17 protein-coding genes are annotated in these 17,244 nt (G+C 40.9%); 3 read left to right on the forward strand and 14 right to left on the reverse strand.

Annotated elements, in window-relative coordinates:
• Positions 1-161: 161 nt before the first annotated feature.
• Positions 162-1,325, forward strand: a complete 1,164-nt coding sequence (locus QNN06_RS14860; protein WP_213115624.1) for a glycosyl hydrolase family 18 protein — start codon at positions 162-164, stop codon at positions 1,323-1,325.
• A gap of 502 nt (positions 1,326-1,827) precedes the next feature.
• On the opposite strand, the gene QNN06_RS14865 is transcribed toward QNN06_RS14860, so the two are convergent.
• The 10 genes from QNN06_RS14865 to QNN06_RS14910 all read right to left on the reverse strand — a co-directional run bounded on the left by QNN06_RS14865 (position 1,828) and on the right by QNN06_RS14910 (position 12,164).
• Positions 1,828-3,432, reverse strand: a complete 1,605-nt coding sequence (locus QNN06_RS14865; protein ID WP_217034630.1) for an FAD-binding oxidoreductase — start codon at positions 3,430-3,432, stop codon at positions 1,828-1,830.
• Positions 3,433-3,447: 15 nt separating this feature from the next.
• Complete coding sequence (locus tag QNN06_RS14870; RefSeq protein WP_213115622.1) at positions 3,448-3,849, reverse strand: acyl-CoA thioesterase; 402 nt, start codon at positions 3,847-3,849, stop codon at positions 3,448-3,450.
• 13 nt (positions 3,850-3,862) lie between these two features.
• Entirely contained in the window at positions 3,863-5,014 is a 1,152-nt protein-coding gene (locus tag QNN06_RS14875; protein WP_213115621.1) for an iron-containing alcohol dehydrogenase, read from the reverse strand.
• A 128-nt stretch (positions 5,015-5,142) separates the two neighbouring features.
• On the reverse strand, positions 5,143-6,195 hold the full coding sequence (locus QNN06_RS14880; RefSeq protein WP_213115620.1) for a zinc-dependent alcohol dehydrogenase family protein: 1,053 nt from the start codon (positions 6,193-6,195) through the stop codon (positions 5,143-5,145).
• Between the two features lie 96 nt (positions 6,196-6,291).
• Positions 6,292-7,782, reverse strand: coding sequence for a long-chain-fatty-acid--CoA ligase (locus QNN06_RS14885; protein WP_213115619.1), 1,491 nt, complete (start codon positions 7,780-7,782; stop codon positions 6,292-6,294).
• Positions 7,783-7,928: 146 nt separating this feature from the next.
• Positions 7,929-8,735 (reverse strand): arylamine N-acetyltransferase, encoded by an 807-nt coding sequence (locus QNN06_RS14890; RefSeq protein WP_284037799.1) that lies wholly within the window; start codon positions 8,733-8,735, stop codon positions 7,929-7,931.
• Between the two features lie 13 nt (positions 8,736-8,748).
• Entirely contained in the window at positions 8,749-9,204 is a 456-nt protein-coding gene (locus tag QNN06_RS14895; RefSeq protein ID WP_284037800.1) for a DUF2269 family protein, read from the reverse strand.
• A gap of 81 nt (positions 9,205-9,285) precedes the next feature.
• Positions 9,286-10,446 (reverse strand): LuxR C-terminal-related transcriptional regulator, encoded by a 1,161-nt coding sequence (locus QNN06_RS14900; protein WP_284037801.1) that lies wholly within the window; start codon positions 10,444-10,446, stop codon positions 9,286-9,288.
• Entirely contained in the window at positions 10,436-10,918 is a 483-nt protein-coding gene (locus QNN06_RS14905) for a hypothetical protein (RefSeq protein WP_284037802.1), read from the reverse strand. Before QNN06_RS14905 ends, QNN06_RS14900 begins: the two co-directional genes overlap by 11 nt.
• A 145-nt stretch (positions 10,919-11,063) precedes the next feature.
• Complete coding sequence (locus tag QNN06_RS14910; RefSeq protein WP_284037803.1) at positions 11,064-12,164, reverse strand: metallophosphoesterase; 1,101 nt, start codon at positions 12,162-12,164, stop codon at positions 11,064-11,066.
• Between the two features lie 196 nt (positions 12,165-12,360).
• On the opposite strand from QNN06_RS14910, the gene QNN06_RS14915 reads away from it, so the two are divergent.
• Positions 12,361-12,729 (forward strand): hypothetical protein, encoded by a 369-nt coding sequence (locus tag QNN06_RS14915; RefSeq protein ID WP_217034637.1) that lies wholly within the window; start codon positions 12,361-12,363, stop codon positions 12,727-12,729.
• 54 nt (positions 12,730-12,783) lie between these two features.
• On the opposite strand, the gene QNN06_RS14920 is transcribed toward QNN06_RS14915, so the two are convergent.
• The 4 genes from QNN06_RS14920 to QNN06_RS14935 form a co-directional block, all read right to left on the reverse strand.
• On the reverse strand, positions 12,784-14,373 hold the full coding sequence (locus QNN06_RS14920; protein WP_284037804.1) for an amidohydrolase: 1,590 nt from the start codon (positions 14,371-14,373) through the stop codon (positions 12,784-12,786).
• Between the two features lie 126 nt (positions 14,374-14,499).
• Positions 14,500-15,276 (reverse strand): DODA-type extradiol aromatic ring-opening family dioxygenase, encoded by a 777-nt coding sequence (locus QNN06_RS14925; RefSeq protein ID WP_284037805.1) that lies wholly within the window; start codon positions 15,274-15,276, stop codon positions 14,500-14,502.
• Between the two features lie 17 nt (positions 15,277-15,293).
• Entirely contained in the window at positions 15,294-15,725 is a 432-nt protein-coding gene (locus QNN06_RS14930) for a DoxX family protein (protein ID WP_284037806.1), read from the reverse strand.
• Positions 15,726-15,749: 24 nt separating this feature from the next.
• Positions 15,750-16,403 carry an alpha/beta hydrolase gene (locus tag QNN06_RS14935; protein WP_349654938.1) on the reverse strand — a complete coding sequence of 218 codons (654 nt, stop codon included), beginning with the start codon at positions 16,401-16,403 and terminating at the stop codon, positions 15,750-15,752.
• A gap of 257 nt (positions 16,404-16,660) precedes the next feature.
• Between QNN06_RS14935 and QNN06_RS14940 the strand changes: the two genes are divergently transcribed.
• Positions 16,661-17,200 carry a helix-turn-helix domain-containing protein gene (locus QNN06_RS14940; RefSeq protein ID WP_213115608.1) on the forward strand — a complete coding sequence of 180 codons (540 nt, stop codon included), beginning with the start codon at positions 16,661-16,663 and terminating at the stop codon, positions 17,198-17,200.
• Positions 17,201-17,244: the final 44 nt, after the last annotated feature.

The raw sequence follows: 17,244 nt of genomic DNA on the forward strand, positions 1-17,244 counted from the left end.
TTATTTCTTTGGAAATGACTTACATTTACAAATTGTACTATAATTCGAGCTGTGCATAAAGAATTTTCTGAATTTTATAACTCTACAAGATATTACCATCCACTCCTTCCTCCTTATCTGTTAAACTTTTAATGTCATATTTTTATAGGAGGAAGTCAGCCATGAATAAACGAAAAATCCTCCTTGCACTGGTAATCTTATTTACCTTTATTGGAGGAATTGCTGCCGGATTGTTCTTTTCCGCAAATCATCATGATTCAAAAATAGTAAAAATAGATCAATCACCAAAATCCGCTTTAAAACCAAAGGAAAAAGCAATCCCTGAAGTGGAAAAAGCGCACTCAAAAGTTCTCATTGGATATGTACAAGATTTTCGTGACCCAAATACGTTCGAATATGACAAGTTATCCCATGTAATCTTCTCTTTTGTGCATCCGACCAAGGATGGCGGAATTTTGCTAAACGGAGATACAGCGCTTGGTAACTTGCGAGCAATGGTCGCAAATGCGAAAAAACATAATACGAAGGCAATTTTAGCCATTGGTGGATGGTATCACATTAAAGGTGGGGAATCGTATGAATATTTCAAAACGGCCATTTCAAATCCGGAGTCGCGGACAAGACTAGTAAATGAACTAACTGGAATTGCCGATAGAGAAAATTTGGACGGGATCGATATCGATTTTGAACACCCTCGTTCCGCCGACGATGCTCAGAATCTGGCCGCGTTCGCGAAAGAATTAAGCGAACAGCTTCACCCTAAAAACAAAGAGCTTTCTATTGCAGTATATTCAATGATTCATGCAGTAACATTAACGGAAATTGGGTTTGTTAAATATGAGCCAGAAATGTTTCAATACGTGGACCACGTAAACATCATGGCCTATGACGGACAATGGGATGACGGCTACCATGCTGCTAATTTATCTCCCTACCCATTCACTGAAAAAATCGTAAGCTATTGGACGGGACTTTTTGATAAATATAATATTTCAAAAGAGAAATTGGTTTTGGGAGTTCCGCTTTATGCGCAGCCTGAGGATCCAAAAATCAAGCAGGTTTCATTCGGAGCTATATTAAATCAAAATCCTGCCAATGCTGGAGCTGATACAGTCCAAATGAACGGTACAACCTACTATTATAATGGTGAAGAGACAATGAAGAAAAAAACGAGATTGGCCCTTGACCACGGCATGGGCGGAATGATGATGTGGGAGACCGGACTTGATGCCCAAGGACCGGAAAGCATCACAAACACAATCTCAGAAGTCCTGAAGGAATCCGAAAAGGATCCGATAAAATATTACACTGTAAAAAGAAATTAAGGATGAAAGGGCCTGACCCCGCTGCGCTGCTGTTTATAAGTGCAGGGGATCAGGCCTTTTTAGTGTAGAGAATTTATATGACCTCGATTGCTTAAAAAAATCATCGCTTTGGTAGCATAGAACCTTTATATGAGCTCAAACGCTTGAAAAAAACATCGGTTCGGTAGTATAGAGCCTTTATATGAGCTCAAACGCTTGAAAAAATCAACGGTTCGGTAGCATAGAACCTTTATATGAGCTCAAACGCTTGAAAAAGACATCGGTTCGGTAGCATAGAGCCTTTATATGAGCTCAAACGCTTGAAAAAAACATCGGTTCGGTAGCATAGAGCCTTTATATGAGCTCAAACGCTTGAAAAAAACATCGGTTCGGTAGCATAGAGCCTTTATATGAGCTCAAACGCTTGAAAAAGTCATCGGTTAGGTAGCATAGAGCCTTTATATGAGCTCAAACGCTTGAAAAAAACATCGGTTCAGTAGCATAAGATCCTTTATATACAGCTTTAATCTATGAGCACTCCCGGGTTAAGAATATATCCAGGGTCTAGTGTGCGTTTTACCGATTTTAGTGCAGAGGCGAAGAGGTCCGGACGCTGTTTGTCATACCATGGCCTGTGGTCACGGCCAACTGCGTGATGGTGGGTAATCGTGCCGCCGAGGGAAATGATGGCCTCAGATACAGCCGCTTTGATTTCGTCCCACTGCTCCAGTTCACTGCCAGGCTTTCCAAGAGCTTTAACGGTGTAATATGGTGCCGGTCCATCAGGGTAGACATGTGTGATTCGGCATGTCACCCATCCATTATGGCCGGAAATTTCTCTAACCGCCTTTTGAGCGGCCTCCATTACTCCAGTATGAAATCCTTCAAAACGGTCCCATGTTATCGCTGTTTCGAAGGTTTCCACGATAATCCCTAAGCCGACAAGGACATCCCTTAGATACGGTGCTTGGATAAACGCATTTCGCCACGTACCCACATCACCTTCCCTGCTTGCGGATGAATCACTTCTAGTTTTGATAACATCCTGCCCATATACTCCGCCAAATTCCTTACAGCATTCTAATGCCCTAATCATCCAAACGTCAAGAAGATGATCATGCGACTCAAAGCCAAGCATGAGTACTGCTGTTTGTCCGTCCCCTGCCCCAGAGTCGTGCGCCTCACCTGTATCAAGCAAACGGCAATTGGAAGGATATAAACCAGATTGGCTTAGTACCCGGACGGCTTTCACTCCGGACTGAAAATCCGGGAAACGTACCGAGGCTGCAGTTCGATAAACCGGACGGTCCTGAAGCCTGACCCAGGCCTCAGTGATTATTCCAAGCGTACCTTCAGAGCCAATAAACATCCTGTCAGGGCTTGGTCCTGCACCAGAACCAGGCAGCCTTCTTGTTTCAACCACGCCTTTTGGAGTAATGACACGTAGCGATTGCACGAAATCATCGATATGTGTGTGCAGGGTGGCAAAATGGCCCCCTGCACGGGTAGCAATCCATCCTCCTAACGTGGAAAATTCGAAAGACTGTGGAAAGAAACGGAGAGTTAAATCCTGCTCCTTTAATTGCTTTTCAATAGCCGGCCCGCGAATCCCCGCCTGAATACGTGCAGCACGCGAAATTTTGTCAACCTCAAGGACTTGATTAAAATTCCTTATATCAATCGATACTGAACCCGAATATCGGTCATCGATTTCAGGCTCAACCCCTCCTACTACACTTGTTCCGCCGCCATAAATAATAACAGCAGCCTGAATTTCGTTACACCAGTCTAGAATATTAATAAGTTCATGGTCATTACGGGGAAAAGCCACTATGTCTGGAGCATTCGTAAAATCACGGCGAAAAGCCCTCACGACATCCCTGTAGGATTTTCCATATGTGTGCGATAAGCGCTCGTGGGTATCATTAGTACATAGATGCTGAAGAGATTGTGGTATGTGTATGCGAGGCTGCTTGAGAGATATTTCAGTGATAGCTGGCGGCGGCGTCTTCTTCCAATCGCTTACTCCAAACCGCTTTGCCATTGCTGCTTCCACTTGATACTGAACCTGAGGGGACAGGCCATCTTCATAGCCCCATCCCCAAAATTTCATTTTGCGAGGTGTCACTTAAATTCCCCCTCATTAATTAATATTTTCATATAAATGAAGCTCCAATTCCTGTCTGATATCATTAGGAATTGGTTCGGATTTCTGCGTTTGAAGGTTAAAATTCACATATACTGCAGTACCAATAACGCATAGTCTGCCCTCTTGATGAATTTCCTCGTATAGCTCCAAACTGGAATTGCCGATTTTCTTCACCCATGTTTTTACCTCTACGTCTTTACCAAAATAGATTTGTGCTACGTATTCTACATTTGTTTTTAAAATAATCATCTTCCAGTCATGAAAGGTATCCTCCGGGTTGAATAATTTAAAAAGCTTGTTTCGGCCTGCCTCCAGCCAAATTGGGATCGTCGTATTATTGATATGGCCGACACCGTCCGTTTCAGAAACCCTTGGTTCGATTAATGTCAAATACATGAGAAAACCACCTTTAATCTAAGCCGTTAAAAGCCATTTGATAAATTTGATAGATTTCATCTTTGCCGAGAGGTTTTGGGCTTCGGGCCAGGAGTCTTTTTTGTTTGATTGCATCTTCAGTTAAGCTTGAAAGACTGGATTCTGGTATGCCATATTCTTTTAGTGTCGTTGGAAGCCCGACGCTTTCGACCAGTTTATAAAATAACGTTAAAATTTCATCTTCAGTTCGTTCCTCACCGTGATTGGTTAATATGTTGCATACCCGATTCAGTTTGTTACGGCAGCTTGGAGAAATCGTTTTCATGACATACGGAAGTAACACAGCGTTGGACTCTCCATGCGGTAATTTGAACTGGCTTCCGAGCGGATAGGCAAGGGCATGAACACCGGCGACACCTGCGTTGAAAAAAGCCAGTCCGGCAAGATAACTGCCGTAGCTCATCGCAGTTCTTGCTTCCCTGTCTTCTCCATTATCAACTGCATTCATTAATGAGCCACCGATTAATTCGACAGCTTTAATAGCAAGTGCATCTGTTGCCTCGTTTGCATTAACAGAAAGAAAGGCTTCCACAGCATGTGTTAAGGCATCAATTCCGGTGGCCGCTGTTATTCTTTTAGGAACAGACAGGGTTAATTGTGGATCAACTATCGCAATATCAGCTAGTAAGAAATCATGAGTGACGACATCCTTGGTCCCTTCAAGGGAAACAACGGCAATATCTGTTACCTCACTGCCAGTTCCAGATGTTGTGGGAATTAATATTTTTGGGACTCCCCTCGTTTTTAGCTTCCGTGTACCAGTGAGATTAAGATAATCTGCTGTATCACCCTCATTTTGCGATATGACGGCAGCGATTTTTGCCAAGTCTAATGCACTACCGCCACCTAAACCGATTACACAATCGAACCCGCCTTCGCGAGCATACGCCGCTAATCTCTCTGCACAAGCGAGCGATGGTTCCGGCTCAACATCAGTATAAAGGCTAACATCATATTGTTCATTTAGGGGAGATAAGTATTGATGGACCAATCCGATTTTAACAAGGGTTTGGTCGGTAACTACTAGAATACGGCTAGGCTTCATATCCTCCAGTTCTTCAAAAAGCTTCGCTATGGAGCCCCAGCCGGTATATGATTGTTTTGGGAATCTTAAGGTTGAAATCATTTACGTTGTCCCTCCTTTAAAATTTTCAGTACCTATTAAACTATTTCAACAAGGAAGGCAATATCCCTGCTGATTTTTACATAATAAATAGCCCGGCGGACACCAGGCTATTTATTCGAAATCAAAGCTTATTTAAATTTTGTAATGACATTAAAGCCATAGGTTTTAAAATTAGTCATATCATTGAGGACGTCATTCACTTGGTCTAGAGCTATCTCCCTTGATACGAGGGAACGTGGATTTAATTTTCCCTGAGCAATCATTGACAATAATCCATCGTACTCCGACCGTGGATTCCCTAGGCTCCCGACAATTTCTAATTCCATCGCTGTGATTGCATCAATCGGAAGGCCGGCAATTCCTTGTTCGTTATGGGTTGTTAAGCCGATTTGGACATGGCGGCCGCCCTTTCTTAAACAAAGCACGGAATTTAATATGGTTTCCTGGATTCCCAGTGCTTCGATAGAGGCATGGGCACCCCCTCTAGTAATTTCCTTTATAGCTGCCACCACATTCTCGCTGCGTGCATTGACCGTCGCTACAGCCCCTTCTTTTCGGGCCATTTCCAGCTTGGCATCATCCACATCTACCGCAATGACTTGAGCGCCAATAGCATTTCCGACCTGAACGGACGACAACCCTACACCGCCTGCCCCGTGGACCACCAGAAAATTTCCTGGCTTCAAGTTGGCACGCACCACACCATGGAAGCCCGTCATGTAACGGCAGCCGATTGCAGCAGCAGTAACTGTATCAACTTCATCCGGAAGTGGAACTAAATTAAAATCTCCCTTAGGCACTTTTACATATTCCGCATAAGCTCCATCATGGGCAAATCCAAAAATTTGCAAATTATCACAGCGGTTAGAATGGCCGCCTAAACAGCTTGGGCAGTGTGAACAACCTTCATGAAATGGTGCCGTCACCCGGTCGCCTGGTCTGAAGTTTTTTACTTCTTTTCCGACGGCTTCGACAACTCCGCCAAATTCGTGGCCTGGTATAATTGGCAGCACTGGACTTAGACCAAGCCATGCCCAATCTCCCATCCACGCATGCCAGTCACTCCGGCACACGCCGCTTGCCTCTACCTTGACAATCACATCATGTGGACCAGGTGTTGGATCAACTACATTTCCGATTCTTAATGGCTGTCTTTGCTCAATAATTTGTGCAGCTCTCAAATAGATTCCCTCCCAAACTTTTCACCTATTAATTTCAAATAATTACCTTAAAAGATATTCTATGTCCTAACAAAAAAAGAACAAACTATTGAAGATTTATTTCTTTTTTAACGGTGTTTTCAGAATCTTTCCAGTTGTTGTTTTCGGCAGTTCTTTCATAAAATATATTTTTCTAGGAATCTTGTAATAAGCCAGCTGTTGTTTACAGAAACTTGCGATCTCATCTGGTGTGATTTCCGATTTCGTCACAACATAAGCGGCTACTTCTTCTCCAAAAACAGGGTCAGATTCGCCAACTACTGCGCACTCTACTATATTTGGGTGAGTATAAAGTACCTCCTCTATTTCTCGTGGATAGACATTGTAGCCGCCGCGGATAATCATGTCCTTTTTGCGGTCAACAATATAAAGGTATCCTCGCTCATCCCTCCTCCCTAGGTCTCCGGTATAGACCCAGCCGTCTTTTATCGTCTCGTTCGTTGCTTCTTCTTTTTTATAATAGCCTTTCATGCCGTTTGGCCCTTTAAAAATAATTTCCCCTACTTCGTTAACAGGGACTTCCCTGCCATTCGGGTCGACTATTTGCAGCTCGATACCAGGAACGGGCACCCCGACTGACCCTGGAACCTTTTCAATATCGCTAGGGAAACAGCTAATCATGACAGTGCTTTCGGTCTGGCCATAGCCTTCGCCGATTTGTACACCCATTTCCTCCTCCACTTTTTCTAGAATTTCAACTGGGAGACTGGCTCCGCCTGAACCTGCAAGTCTGAGGCTGGAAAAATCTAATTCTTTTATTTTTGGCGAATGGATAAACTTCGTGTACATGGTAGGAACACCGAGAAAAATGGAAATATGGTTGTCGGCAAGCTTCTGTAGGATAACATCTGGAATAAAGCGTTCTTCCAAGTAGATCGTAGCCCCTCTTAACAAACAGATAAGTAAGCCCTGCAGCTTTGCATACGCATGAAATAATGGGAGAACGACAAGAACCCGGTCTTCCTTTGTTAGCTCCAAAAGGTCAGCACTCGTTTCCGACATCCAACCCAGATTTCCGTGTGTAATCAATGCCCCTTTCGGCTTGCCAGTTGTTCCTGAAGTATAGATTATTTGGGCATTATCATATGGATTTTTTTGTTCGATAAAGAAATTTGCGGGTTCACCAGAGACTTCTTCCCACGCGACATAGGCTTCTGTTTTGGTTAAAGTGAAGATAGATCTTACTGATGAGAGAGACTTGTGGGCCTTTTGAACTTCACCAAGGCCAATTTCATCAACTATAAGGGCAACAGCATCGGAATCATTTAGAATATAGGTTATTTCATTTTCTTTGAAGGTAGGATTAAGAGGAATCACAGTGGCACCAATTGCTAGCAAGGAAAAATAGGCAATTACATATTCCGGCTTATTGGCCATCATCAGACCGACATGAGAACCGTTTGTAATTCCATACTTTCGAAGTCCTGCCGCTTTTTCCTTCACCTTATCAGATAACTCATGATAGGTAATTTTCTCGTTCCGAAATACAATAGCAGCATGATTGGGCATTTCTTTTGCCGTTTGAAACAAAACTTCACTAATATTCAACAATGTCCCCTCCTTATTCTATTGTTCAGAAAAATAGGCATATAGAAAAAGTGTATGCGCTTACATATTAATCTATGAAAAAGAAAAGTGTCAAGCAATATGGTAATTTTTTCATATCGCTTGACTCTTCGGTATAATATATATTTTTAATTAAAACTCAAGACATTACGTTCTTTTAGGAAATTTAGCGCAAATTCAAGGTCTTGTTTGTGTAGGTTAAAGGTTGATTGCATCATGTTGAGCCATTCGTCCTTATCTTCGAAGTTCTGGACTTGGATATGCTGGTCCGATTTGATGATTAGTTTCGAATTCATGACTGCATAGCTAACCCGTTCCTTAAAGATGGTCGCTACAATCCTGCGCATAAATGGGTTTTCCCCCTCATCCCGATGGGAATGGAAAATATCTTCTTTAAAACTCTCAAGCTGTACTGGAACCCATTCTATTGTTTTGACGACAAAACTTTTCCCGCCAGTTCTCCTATCAATCAGATATTCAAGCTCTTTTTCTTTTTTTATGATAATTTCTTCGCCGCAGCGAATCAAATAGGGCTCCTTCTCAATTAATAGCGGTTCGAACAACGGGGCCATGTACCCGACATCTGAATAATAGGATTTACCCTCGATTGTCACCATCAATGCTAAATGGTTATTTCCGCCTCTAGCACGGACAAATTTTGCTTCGAATCCCAGAGATTGTAGCAGTTCCCCGAAATGAATATTTAAAATATAACAATTTCCTCCAAAGCCTCGTTCAAGAAAGTTATCCAAAAACTTTTCCTTGGAGGGAATGAGCTCATTGTCTTTCTTAGTGGAGAAATAATAATATTTACTGCATACTTCAAATGGTAAACGATGTAAATGAGCCTCTACTAAGCGCTGCAAAAATTCATAGTTTGGTGCAGCTGCCTCAACGTTTAATATTGATAAATACTTTTTCGTCCATTGATCCAATTTTCTCCTCTCCTTATACCGGTTTTAAGACCATCAGAGCAATAATCACCAATACAATCACACATGAGGCGATATGGTAGTTTCGCACTTTTGAAAGAAGGTCTAGAGTTATTGGATTTGTTTCGGATTTGCCCTGTTCGGTTAATTGGGTTAGAGTCATAGCAAGCTTTTTAGCCATAGGAGTCAGAAATCCAATGATGACCACTTCCGCTAAAATAAACAAGATGAGCACGGCCGCAATCCATAAAGTAAAAAACGTGCCGTAATTGCCAAGCCAGACCAATAATATCCCGGTTAACAACGTTAATCCGCCAAAGATTTTTGGAAGGATCTCTAATCTTGTCACCAAGTCCGCCATCCTTTTTACTTCCTCCAGTGATTTTTCCTTCCTTAAAATCAAAGGAAAGGCATAAGCAGGGCCAAGCCCGACAACTGCCGATACAACATGTAATAAAACAATCCATTCCATAAAAAACACCACCTATTCATAAGTCTTGAACTTATCATAAGTGGTTTGCCAATTGAAAAATATCGGTTAAAATACGTAATTTTAAGTGGATGATTCTGTCAGGCCATTTTCATGAACATACTTTGTCAAGGCAGCGCGGGAGCCTATCTCTAATTTTTGATAAATCCTTTTCAAATGGGTGGTGACCGTCCGCTTACTTATGAACAAATTTTGTGCGATTTGGTCATTCGAAAGTCCTTTTGCGACCTGTATCGCAACCTGGATTTCCCTTGGACTTAAAGGAATTTTCACCTCAGAAGTCTGTTTTGAGACCTTAAACAGGACATGTTCAAGCTCCTGTTCCATTATCTTCAGACGTTCGTTTTCGTCATTAATTCCGCTGCTTTTTTCAATTAACTTTGCCAATCCTCTCGAAAAGCTCTCCAATACCTCTTCTTCAAACCTACGAAATTTATCAGAATCATTGCTTTGACAAGCAATGACGGCAATGACTTCCCCGTGTTCCCCTATAAGTGGGAGGGAGATAAAATGTTGGTGGATTTTCCTATAGTCTTGGCCGGTGAAATTTTCTTGACCATCCTGAAGGCGAAGAAAGGTGGTAACTGCATATTGAAACTGCGATCTGATATTTAAAATCCGTAATGGCTTTTTTTGCTGAAGAGACAACTGCGCAACCCGTTTCAGAACTGTAGCTGCTATTTCCTCCTCCATTCCGCGTATTGTAACAAGATGTAGTTCATCAGAATTTTCATCCTCTATCCATACTCCCGAGGAATCCCAGCCTAATTTTTTCTCTAATTGTTCCAATAAGGGATTATATAAATCGGTATTAGAAATCAAATGACTATTTTCTTCGTCACAACTACGGACTGACAGTACCTGGAATACCTCAGCACTTTTTACAGTGATAGGATTGCCAGACTCCAGCATCATCGAGAGAACCTCATATTGCTTCTTCATTTCCGTGAAAATTGCTCCGTCCAAATTTGAACCCTCGTATTCTACATCCAGTTCCCATGTGGTAAATGTATTAGTATCCATTGTCCGAATAAAGGCAAATCGATTGTGGCGCAAATTTTGAATGCTCTTGTTTAACATATGGTTGGCGATGGCAACATGATGAGAATCAACAAACCATATCCTGGCGATATTTGTAATATTGGGTACTCCATCCTTATTGCTAGTAATTATGGTTGCTGGTACTACTCCCATTAAGGCCGGATGCATTTCCTCAGGTATCATGGGTGTCCACTCCTTTTTCATACCTACTCCCGGCATAAGGACCGGGTGTTTGGACATAAACTTGTTCTACATAATACGATACGGAATCACAAATCGTAGCTGACAATGGAAATTTGTTGTACATTTTTGGAAAAAGCTTTAGGCTGCCTTTCCGATACCGTGATAAGAATTCATTGTCCTCTTCAGTACACAATTTTGATTCTATATAACTCCCTTTTATTTGATAGGATTCATTCGTAAAACCATCCGTAAATAAGCTCGAAATTCTTCCAGAACCTGAATGAATAAAAGATAAAACCTTCTTTGCTTGTGATTTAAGTATGAAAATTTTAAGCTGGTCCTTCCCTTCATTTGTTTGCACACCAAAACCCCGGACGGAATAGGAACGCCCTTCAGAATTGGCGACAGCAAGATGTATATAAAGCGGTTCTGTTTTTCTTAAAAAATGAACAACCGAATCGTCTAAAATCATAAAACCCTCCAAATCAACCATCCTAAGTACACCAATCTGGCTCCAACAATAGTTTCTTTATTCTAATGAAAAATTCCTGCCCGATAATAAATAGAAAAAGAACCAAATTGGGATTTTTTTTGAAAAATACCAATTTGGTTCTTCGCTATTTTGTAAACTTCAATTTTAGTTGAACAATTTCAGACTGAGTACCAATTCTTAAGGGCGTTCCCCAGAAACCATATCCCGACGTGACTATCGAATGTAGCTGTCCATTTTTTAGATTGCCCCAATCATTTTCATAAATCTTATTTGTTATCAAATTAGCCGGAAACAATTGTCCGCGGTGAGTATGTCCGGACACCATCAGGTCTACTCCATTATTTTCGGCAACATCCAAATCATACGGCTGGTGGTCAAGGAGAATAACCAGCTTTGATAAATCCACCTGTTTCATTAAATCGGAAAGCTTCATCCTAACCACATCCTGATAACCGCGGTCTTTCCTGCCAACTAAGGTAATCCCATTATCTAAAACAATTACTTCATCTGCCATTAACCTCATACCGCTGTTATTAAAAATTTTAATCAGATCAATCCCAGGCTCCTCCCGGTCATGATTCCCCATAGAGGCATAAACCGGTGCTTTTATCTTTTTCAAAATATCTGGAATTCCTTTATCGAGAAAAGGATCCACATCATCATCAATAATATCCCCCGGAAACAGCACAAGGTCAGGTTTCAAGGCATTGATGTGTTTAACAAGATTTTTAGCGTGGTTCGCCCCCGACATCTCACTAAAATGCATGTCGGATGCCATGACAATGTTAAGACTTTTTACCGCTTCCACATGCTTCGGAATGTTTATTTCATAGGTTCTTACGACAGGAGTAAAGGCATTGTATAAGCCTAATGCAAATAATCCGGAAATAATCAATACAGTGGTAAAACCGGACCATTTTACAACCTTTTCTTTTTGAATACGGGTAAACCGTGTTAAAAATACAAAAAGATTCACAAATGGAAGCAGCAAAACCGAATAATAAAAAATCCCCAGCCAAATCCCGCCAAGCCATGTAAAGATGGCACTGTCATCCAAAAACCTGGCGTAGACAAAGGTATAGGCAACAAAAACGAGGATCAGCCAGTAGATAAACCTTGCCCGATTTTTTCCTATAATAAATGTTTTCATCCATTTCCAGCCATTCCAGCCGATATAGAACAAAAGTAAATTATAGATTACTAAAACACCTGCAAAAAACCCCACACATGATTCCCCTTTACCATACGAAAATACTAATTCTATTAGACCTTATTTAGGATAAATTGACAACTTTTAGGGCAACTGACACAATTTCGGCATATATTTTGGTGTTTTTCAAAAATATTACCGGGTATTTTGAAGGAGATTGTCGAAATAAATAGAAAGATAGTACAGAGTTTAATTAAAGGAGGAAAAAAGTATGAAGAAAAAAATGTTGGCCCTTATTTGTGGTGGATTTATTGCTCTTTCCCTTTTTGCTGCACCCGGTAATCCTGTAAAAGCAGCGGAAGATGAAAATTGTACTTGTCATGATGTTACTCCTATTTACGGGGCACAGAAAAACAAAATAATTGCAAATTTAATCAGCAGTCAGGAATTTAAAAAAACAAAACTTTCTATTATTAAGGATGGAGATAACTGGAGAGGGATAAATAACACTGAAGTACTTGTACATAATTCTTATGGAATTACAATTGTAGGGGTACCTTTTATAGCTCAAGACGGCACAATTATGATGGCAACTTTCTTTGATGGATCCTTTATGGGCTCTGCACCAAAAGATGAATAGGGGTTTATATAATTCCTTCCCAATTTCATTTATTGGGAAGGAATTAATTTAATTTTATTGTATTTCTCCATCAATAATCGTCATTTCAACCGAAGTTTGCAGTAGTTCATCAGGGTCTTCAAGTTCGAATAGATTTTTCGAATAAACTGTCATATCCGCCAGCTTTCCTCTAGAAATTGTTCCTTTTAAAGTTTCTTCGTTGGTAGCGTAGGCACCACCAACTGTAAACAATCTAATAGCTTCCTGTATAGATAGCTTTTCTCCGGCATTCCAACCTTCATGGGAATCCCATGGGGCTCTCCGAGTTATTGCTGAATGAATACCTAATAAAGGGTCCACAGGTTCAACTGGGGCATCAGAACCACCCGCACAAATGACACCTGCCGCAAGCAACGATTTCCAAGCATACAAATACTGCTCCCGCTTCTCCCCTAATCTTTCCTTAATCCATGGATAATCTCCGACCACAAATCTTGGTTGAATATCAGCAATTCGGCTTGGCACCGCCAACCTCTTAATCAAATCCGGCCTTACCAAAGAAACATGGATAATCCGGTCACGATACTCGACCGCCGGGAATTGCTCAAGCACATCCAGAACATTTTCCAATGCCTGATCACCAATAGTATGTACGGCAATTGGCATGCCATGTTCCCTAACGTTTTTCACGATCTCATATAGTTTTTCTTGGCTAAGCATTGCATCCCCATACGCACCAGGTTGATCATGATATGGCTCAGATAATAGAGCCGTTCTCCTGCCAAACGCGCCGTCAGCGAATATTTTGATAGAGCCGATTTGCAATTTCTCATTCCCGTAACCGGCATACATTCCTCTATCCTTCAATGCTTGAAGATAAGGATAATCGATCAAAAGATTGCAGCGTAAGGCTTTACCTTCCTGATTAATTAATTCATCATACATTCTATAGGTTTGCTCTAATCCGCCAAAAAAGGCTGGGTCATTCGTGTGGACACTTGTTAACCCTTTTTTTACAGCATAATTCATTGCCTTCGCTAAACCGCTTTTTAACTCTTCATAGCTTTTCTCCGGAATATGATTGGTAAATAGTTTAGATGCTGATTCCAAAATCATTCCTGTTGGTTTTTCCGTAATAGGGTCTAATACAACCGTTCCCCCGACAGGAACCTCAATGGCAGGGTGGTAACCAGACACTTCAAGAGCCTTACTGTTTACTAAAAAGGCGTGGTGGCAAATTCGTTTTAAATAAATTGGACAATGCGGTGCAGCATAATCCAGTTCTTCTAAAGTCGGAATTCCGCCTTCTGTAAACAAATTCTCATCCCAACCCATTCCGACCAGCCATTTTCCGGGTGGAATGCTGTCAGATTTTGAACGCAATTTATCGAGCATTTCCTTTTTCGATTTGACCCCTGTTAAATCAAGGTCTAAGAAATTAAAGGCCACGCCAGAAAGATGCAGATGACTGTCAATCAGTCCGGGAGTAACCGTCCTTCCTTGCAAATCAACAACACGAGACCCATCTCTTCCCCATTGAAGAGTCATTTCAGCATGAGTACCTAAATCAACAATTCTTCCATTCTCCACCACAACTGCCTCTGCCAAGGGCTGAAGTTCATCCAGCGTATAGATTTTTCCGTTCGTGAAAATTGTCTTCGCCATACAGACACTCCTCCAAAAAACTGATATGTATACCTTTCTATATAATACCAAAGCCGACAGTGCAATGGACTAAATGTATAGTCATTTCACTGTCGGCTTGTTAAATGTATTTGAATCTATAAATAATTATCCAAATTGCCAAACACTATGTGTCAAGTTTCCATATCGGAAGCTGCGGTGCAGCAAGGCTGCTTTTTTCGCATTGTCGGCGGCACCCATCGCGTAAAACAGCGGGATAAAGTGTTCTCTTCCATATGGGGGAACGGCATATTCCGCATTTGGAGCTAAGGTATCATATTGGAATAATGAGTCTAGGTCCCAATGGTTCAGATGGTAGGCAAGCCAGTCTTCAAATTCGAGCGCCCATTGGTCCACTCCGCTATCGGCCCAATTGACGGCTCTTAAGTTATGCGATGTTCCCCCGCTGGCAATGATTAAGATATCTTTTTCTCTTAACCCGGTCAAGGTTTTGCCGATTTTATACTGTTCTTCAGGCAACAGTTGTGAATTGACCGACATCGCAATAACTGGAATATCAGCGTCCGGATACAGCATCCGAAGGACAACCCATGAACCATGATCGAGACCGCGCTGCATTTCAGTTTCAAACGGTACCTCATTTGCAGCAAACAAATCCATTATTTCTTTCGAAAGTACATGATTTCCCTGTGCAGGATATTGAATCGTATATAATTCAGGAGGAAATCCTCCAAAATCATAAATGGTACTGTATTGTTCAACATCGCTTACTTTTTGCAGACGGGATTCCCAATGGGCTGAAAAAATGACAATAGCTTTAGGACGAGGAAGATTTTTTCCTAATTGATTTAAAAACTGTGTGTATTCATTGTTTTCAATCGCCAATAATGGCGCGCCATGTGCGATAAATAATGATGGAAGCATTATTATTCCTCCTTTAATTAAGCAGCTTTACTAATATTATTGTCTTTCTTTTCTTTATTGAATAATAATTGGTCGAGAGCGAACAACTTGCTGTTATTGATGGCAATTAATAAAGACATGGCCAGAAAAGCAAGTTCTAATTCATAACCGGCACCTTGACCATTTCCCAAAAAGCCACCTGCTAATTTTACTTTAAAAATGGCACCAGCCATTAACAATACAAATAATGCGGAAACGATTCTGCTTCCAAATCCGACAATTAAGGCGATACCCCCAACTATTTCAATAAGACCAACCGCATAGGCCATGAAACCTGGCAGCCCGATACTTGCAAACCAACCTGCAATATTTTCGATTCCGCCTTGAAATTTAACAAATCCATGGATAAAGAACGTCACACCTAAAACTATACGTAAGATCAATGTACTTACTTCATATTTTTTCAACATTTTCTCATCTCTCCTATTATTTTTTTATTTTTCTAGTTTGTTGATTAACCATTGTGTAAAGTCTTGTTGATTCTTTAATGAAACAGTATGTCCTGCTGGATACGAATGGAAAGCAACTTTTGCACCCAGACTTCTAAAGTATTCATCGTTTTCAACACCCCATTGGTATGGAAGAATCTGGTCGAATTCACCGTGGGAAATAAAAAGCGATAGTTCCTCTACCGGGTTCTTTTCATATTCTTCTTTCACAAATCTAGGAATGTACCCACTTAAAGCGGCAATGCCTTTAATACGGTTTCCCAGTTTAATTGCGAGGGACATCGAAAGAATTGCTCCCTGACTAAAACCGGCCAAATAGAGTTGATTTGGATCTACCGGATATTCCGCCAAAACATCATCAATAAAATTGGAGATCATCCCTACTGTCTCATCAAAAACATGGCGGTCCGGTTTTCCAAAGCCTTCAATCGTAAAAAACGCGAAGCCAGGTGGCTGCACTAGCGGACCACGGATACTAAAAATGAAAAATTTCTCTTCCAAACCGGCAACCAATGGCAGTAAATCTTGTTCATTACTGCCCATTCCATGCATCAAAAATAAGGCAGGATAGGATTTATCGGGATCAACTTGCTCAGGCTTAAGAAGTGAGTAAGTCAATGATGATTTCAATGCTATCACCCTTTCTATAAAAATAAATTATTGATATCTATAGGTTATCTATAGACGTAAATACTAATCCCAAAGAATTGAGAGTCGTGGTATTTAAATAATAAACAAAGATTCATATTAGAAAACTTTAATACAAAAAAATAAACGTGTTTCTTAATATGAACTTTTGTTATTTATAAGATAACAACGGATGTGTGGATTGTCAATTAATTTTTTGCTAATATATAAATAAGTTCTATATAAGAGAACATTAGAGGTGAAAAAATTTGGATATTGGATCGAAAATACGCGCCATCCGAAACAGGAAAAAAATAACGATTGCCCAAATGTGTGATGGCACTGGTCTTTCAAAAGGATTTATTAGCAATGTTGAAAATAATAACACCTCTCCATCGATCAATACTTTGCAAACGATTGCTAATTATCTAGAGGTCCCATTACCGTATTTATTGTTAGAAAAAAAACAGCACATGCGGGTTGTCAAAAAAAGTGAGCGTACCTATTCCACTTTTAATGAGTTGAAAATTGAGCATATCGCGTCCATTGGAGGGTTAAGGCTAATGAGTGTGGAGTTTCCACCCGGAGCGTCTATGGGGGAGGCGAATGCCCATGAGGGTGAAGAGTCTCATCTAGTCTTGGAAGGCAAGGTCCTTGCTGAACAAGGCGAAGATTCCTACATGTTAGAGGAAGGCGATTCCTTTAGCTGGAATGCGAGTGTCCCGCATTTTGTTAAAAATATAGGAGAGCAAAAAGCAGTCATCCTGATTGCAACTTATACTGACTCTGAACATAATCGCATTTTTTAAAAAAGAAACCTCAGGATCATAAAATCTTGAGGTTTGCTTTTTCT

The organism is Neobacillus sp. 114 (genome assembly GCF_030127045.1).
Lineage (GTDB): Bacteria > Bacillota > Bacilli > Bacillales > Cytobacillaceae > Neobacillus > Neobacillus rhizophilus.

Excerpts from the sequence above, each read along its gene's own strand:
- QNN06_RS14860 (WP_213115624.1), top strand. The coding sequence starts at position 162 with ATGAATAAACGAAAAATCCTCCTTGCACTGGTAATCTTATTTACCTTT.
- QNN06_RS14870 (WP_213115622.1), bottom strand. The coding sequence starts at position 3,849 with ATGTATTTGACATTAATCGAACCAAGGGTTTCTGAAACGGACGGTGTC.
- QNN06_RS14875 (WP_213115621.1), bottom strand. The coding sequence starts at position 5,014 with ATGATTTCAACCTTAAGATTCCCAAAACAATCATATACCGGCTGGGGC.
- QNN06_RS14895 (WP_284037800.1), bottom strand. The coding sequence starts at position 9,204 with ATGGAATGGATTGTTTTATTACATGTTGTATCGGCAGTTGTCGGGCTT.
- QNN06_RS14900 (WP_284037801.1), bottom strand. The coding sequence starts at position 10,446 with ATGATACCTGAGGAAATGCATCCGGCCTTAATGGGAGTAGTACCAGCA.
- QNN06_RS14905 (WP_284037802.1), bottom strand. The coding sequence starts at position 10,918 with ATGATTTTAGACGATTCGGTTGTTCATTTTTTAAGAAAAACAGAACCG.
- QNN06_RS14915 (WP_217034637.1), top strand. The coding sequence starts at position 12,361 with ATGAAGAAAAAAATGTTGGCCCTTATTTGTGGTGGATTTATTGCTCTT.
- QNN06_RS14920 (WP_284037804.1), bottom strand. The coding sequence starts at position 14,373 with ATGGCGAAGACAATTTTCACGAACGGAAAAATCTATACGCTGGATGAA.
- QNN06_RS14925 (WP_284037805.1), bottom strand. The coding sequence starts at position 15,276 with ATGCTTCCATCATTATTTATCGCACATGGCGCGCCATTATTGGCGATT.
- QNN06_RS14930 (WP_284037806.1), bottom strand. The coding sequence starts at position 15,725 with ATGTTGAAAAAATATGAAGTAAGTACATTGATCTTACGTATAGTTTTA.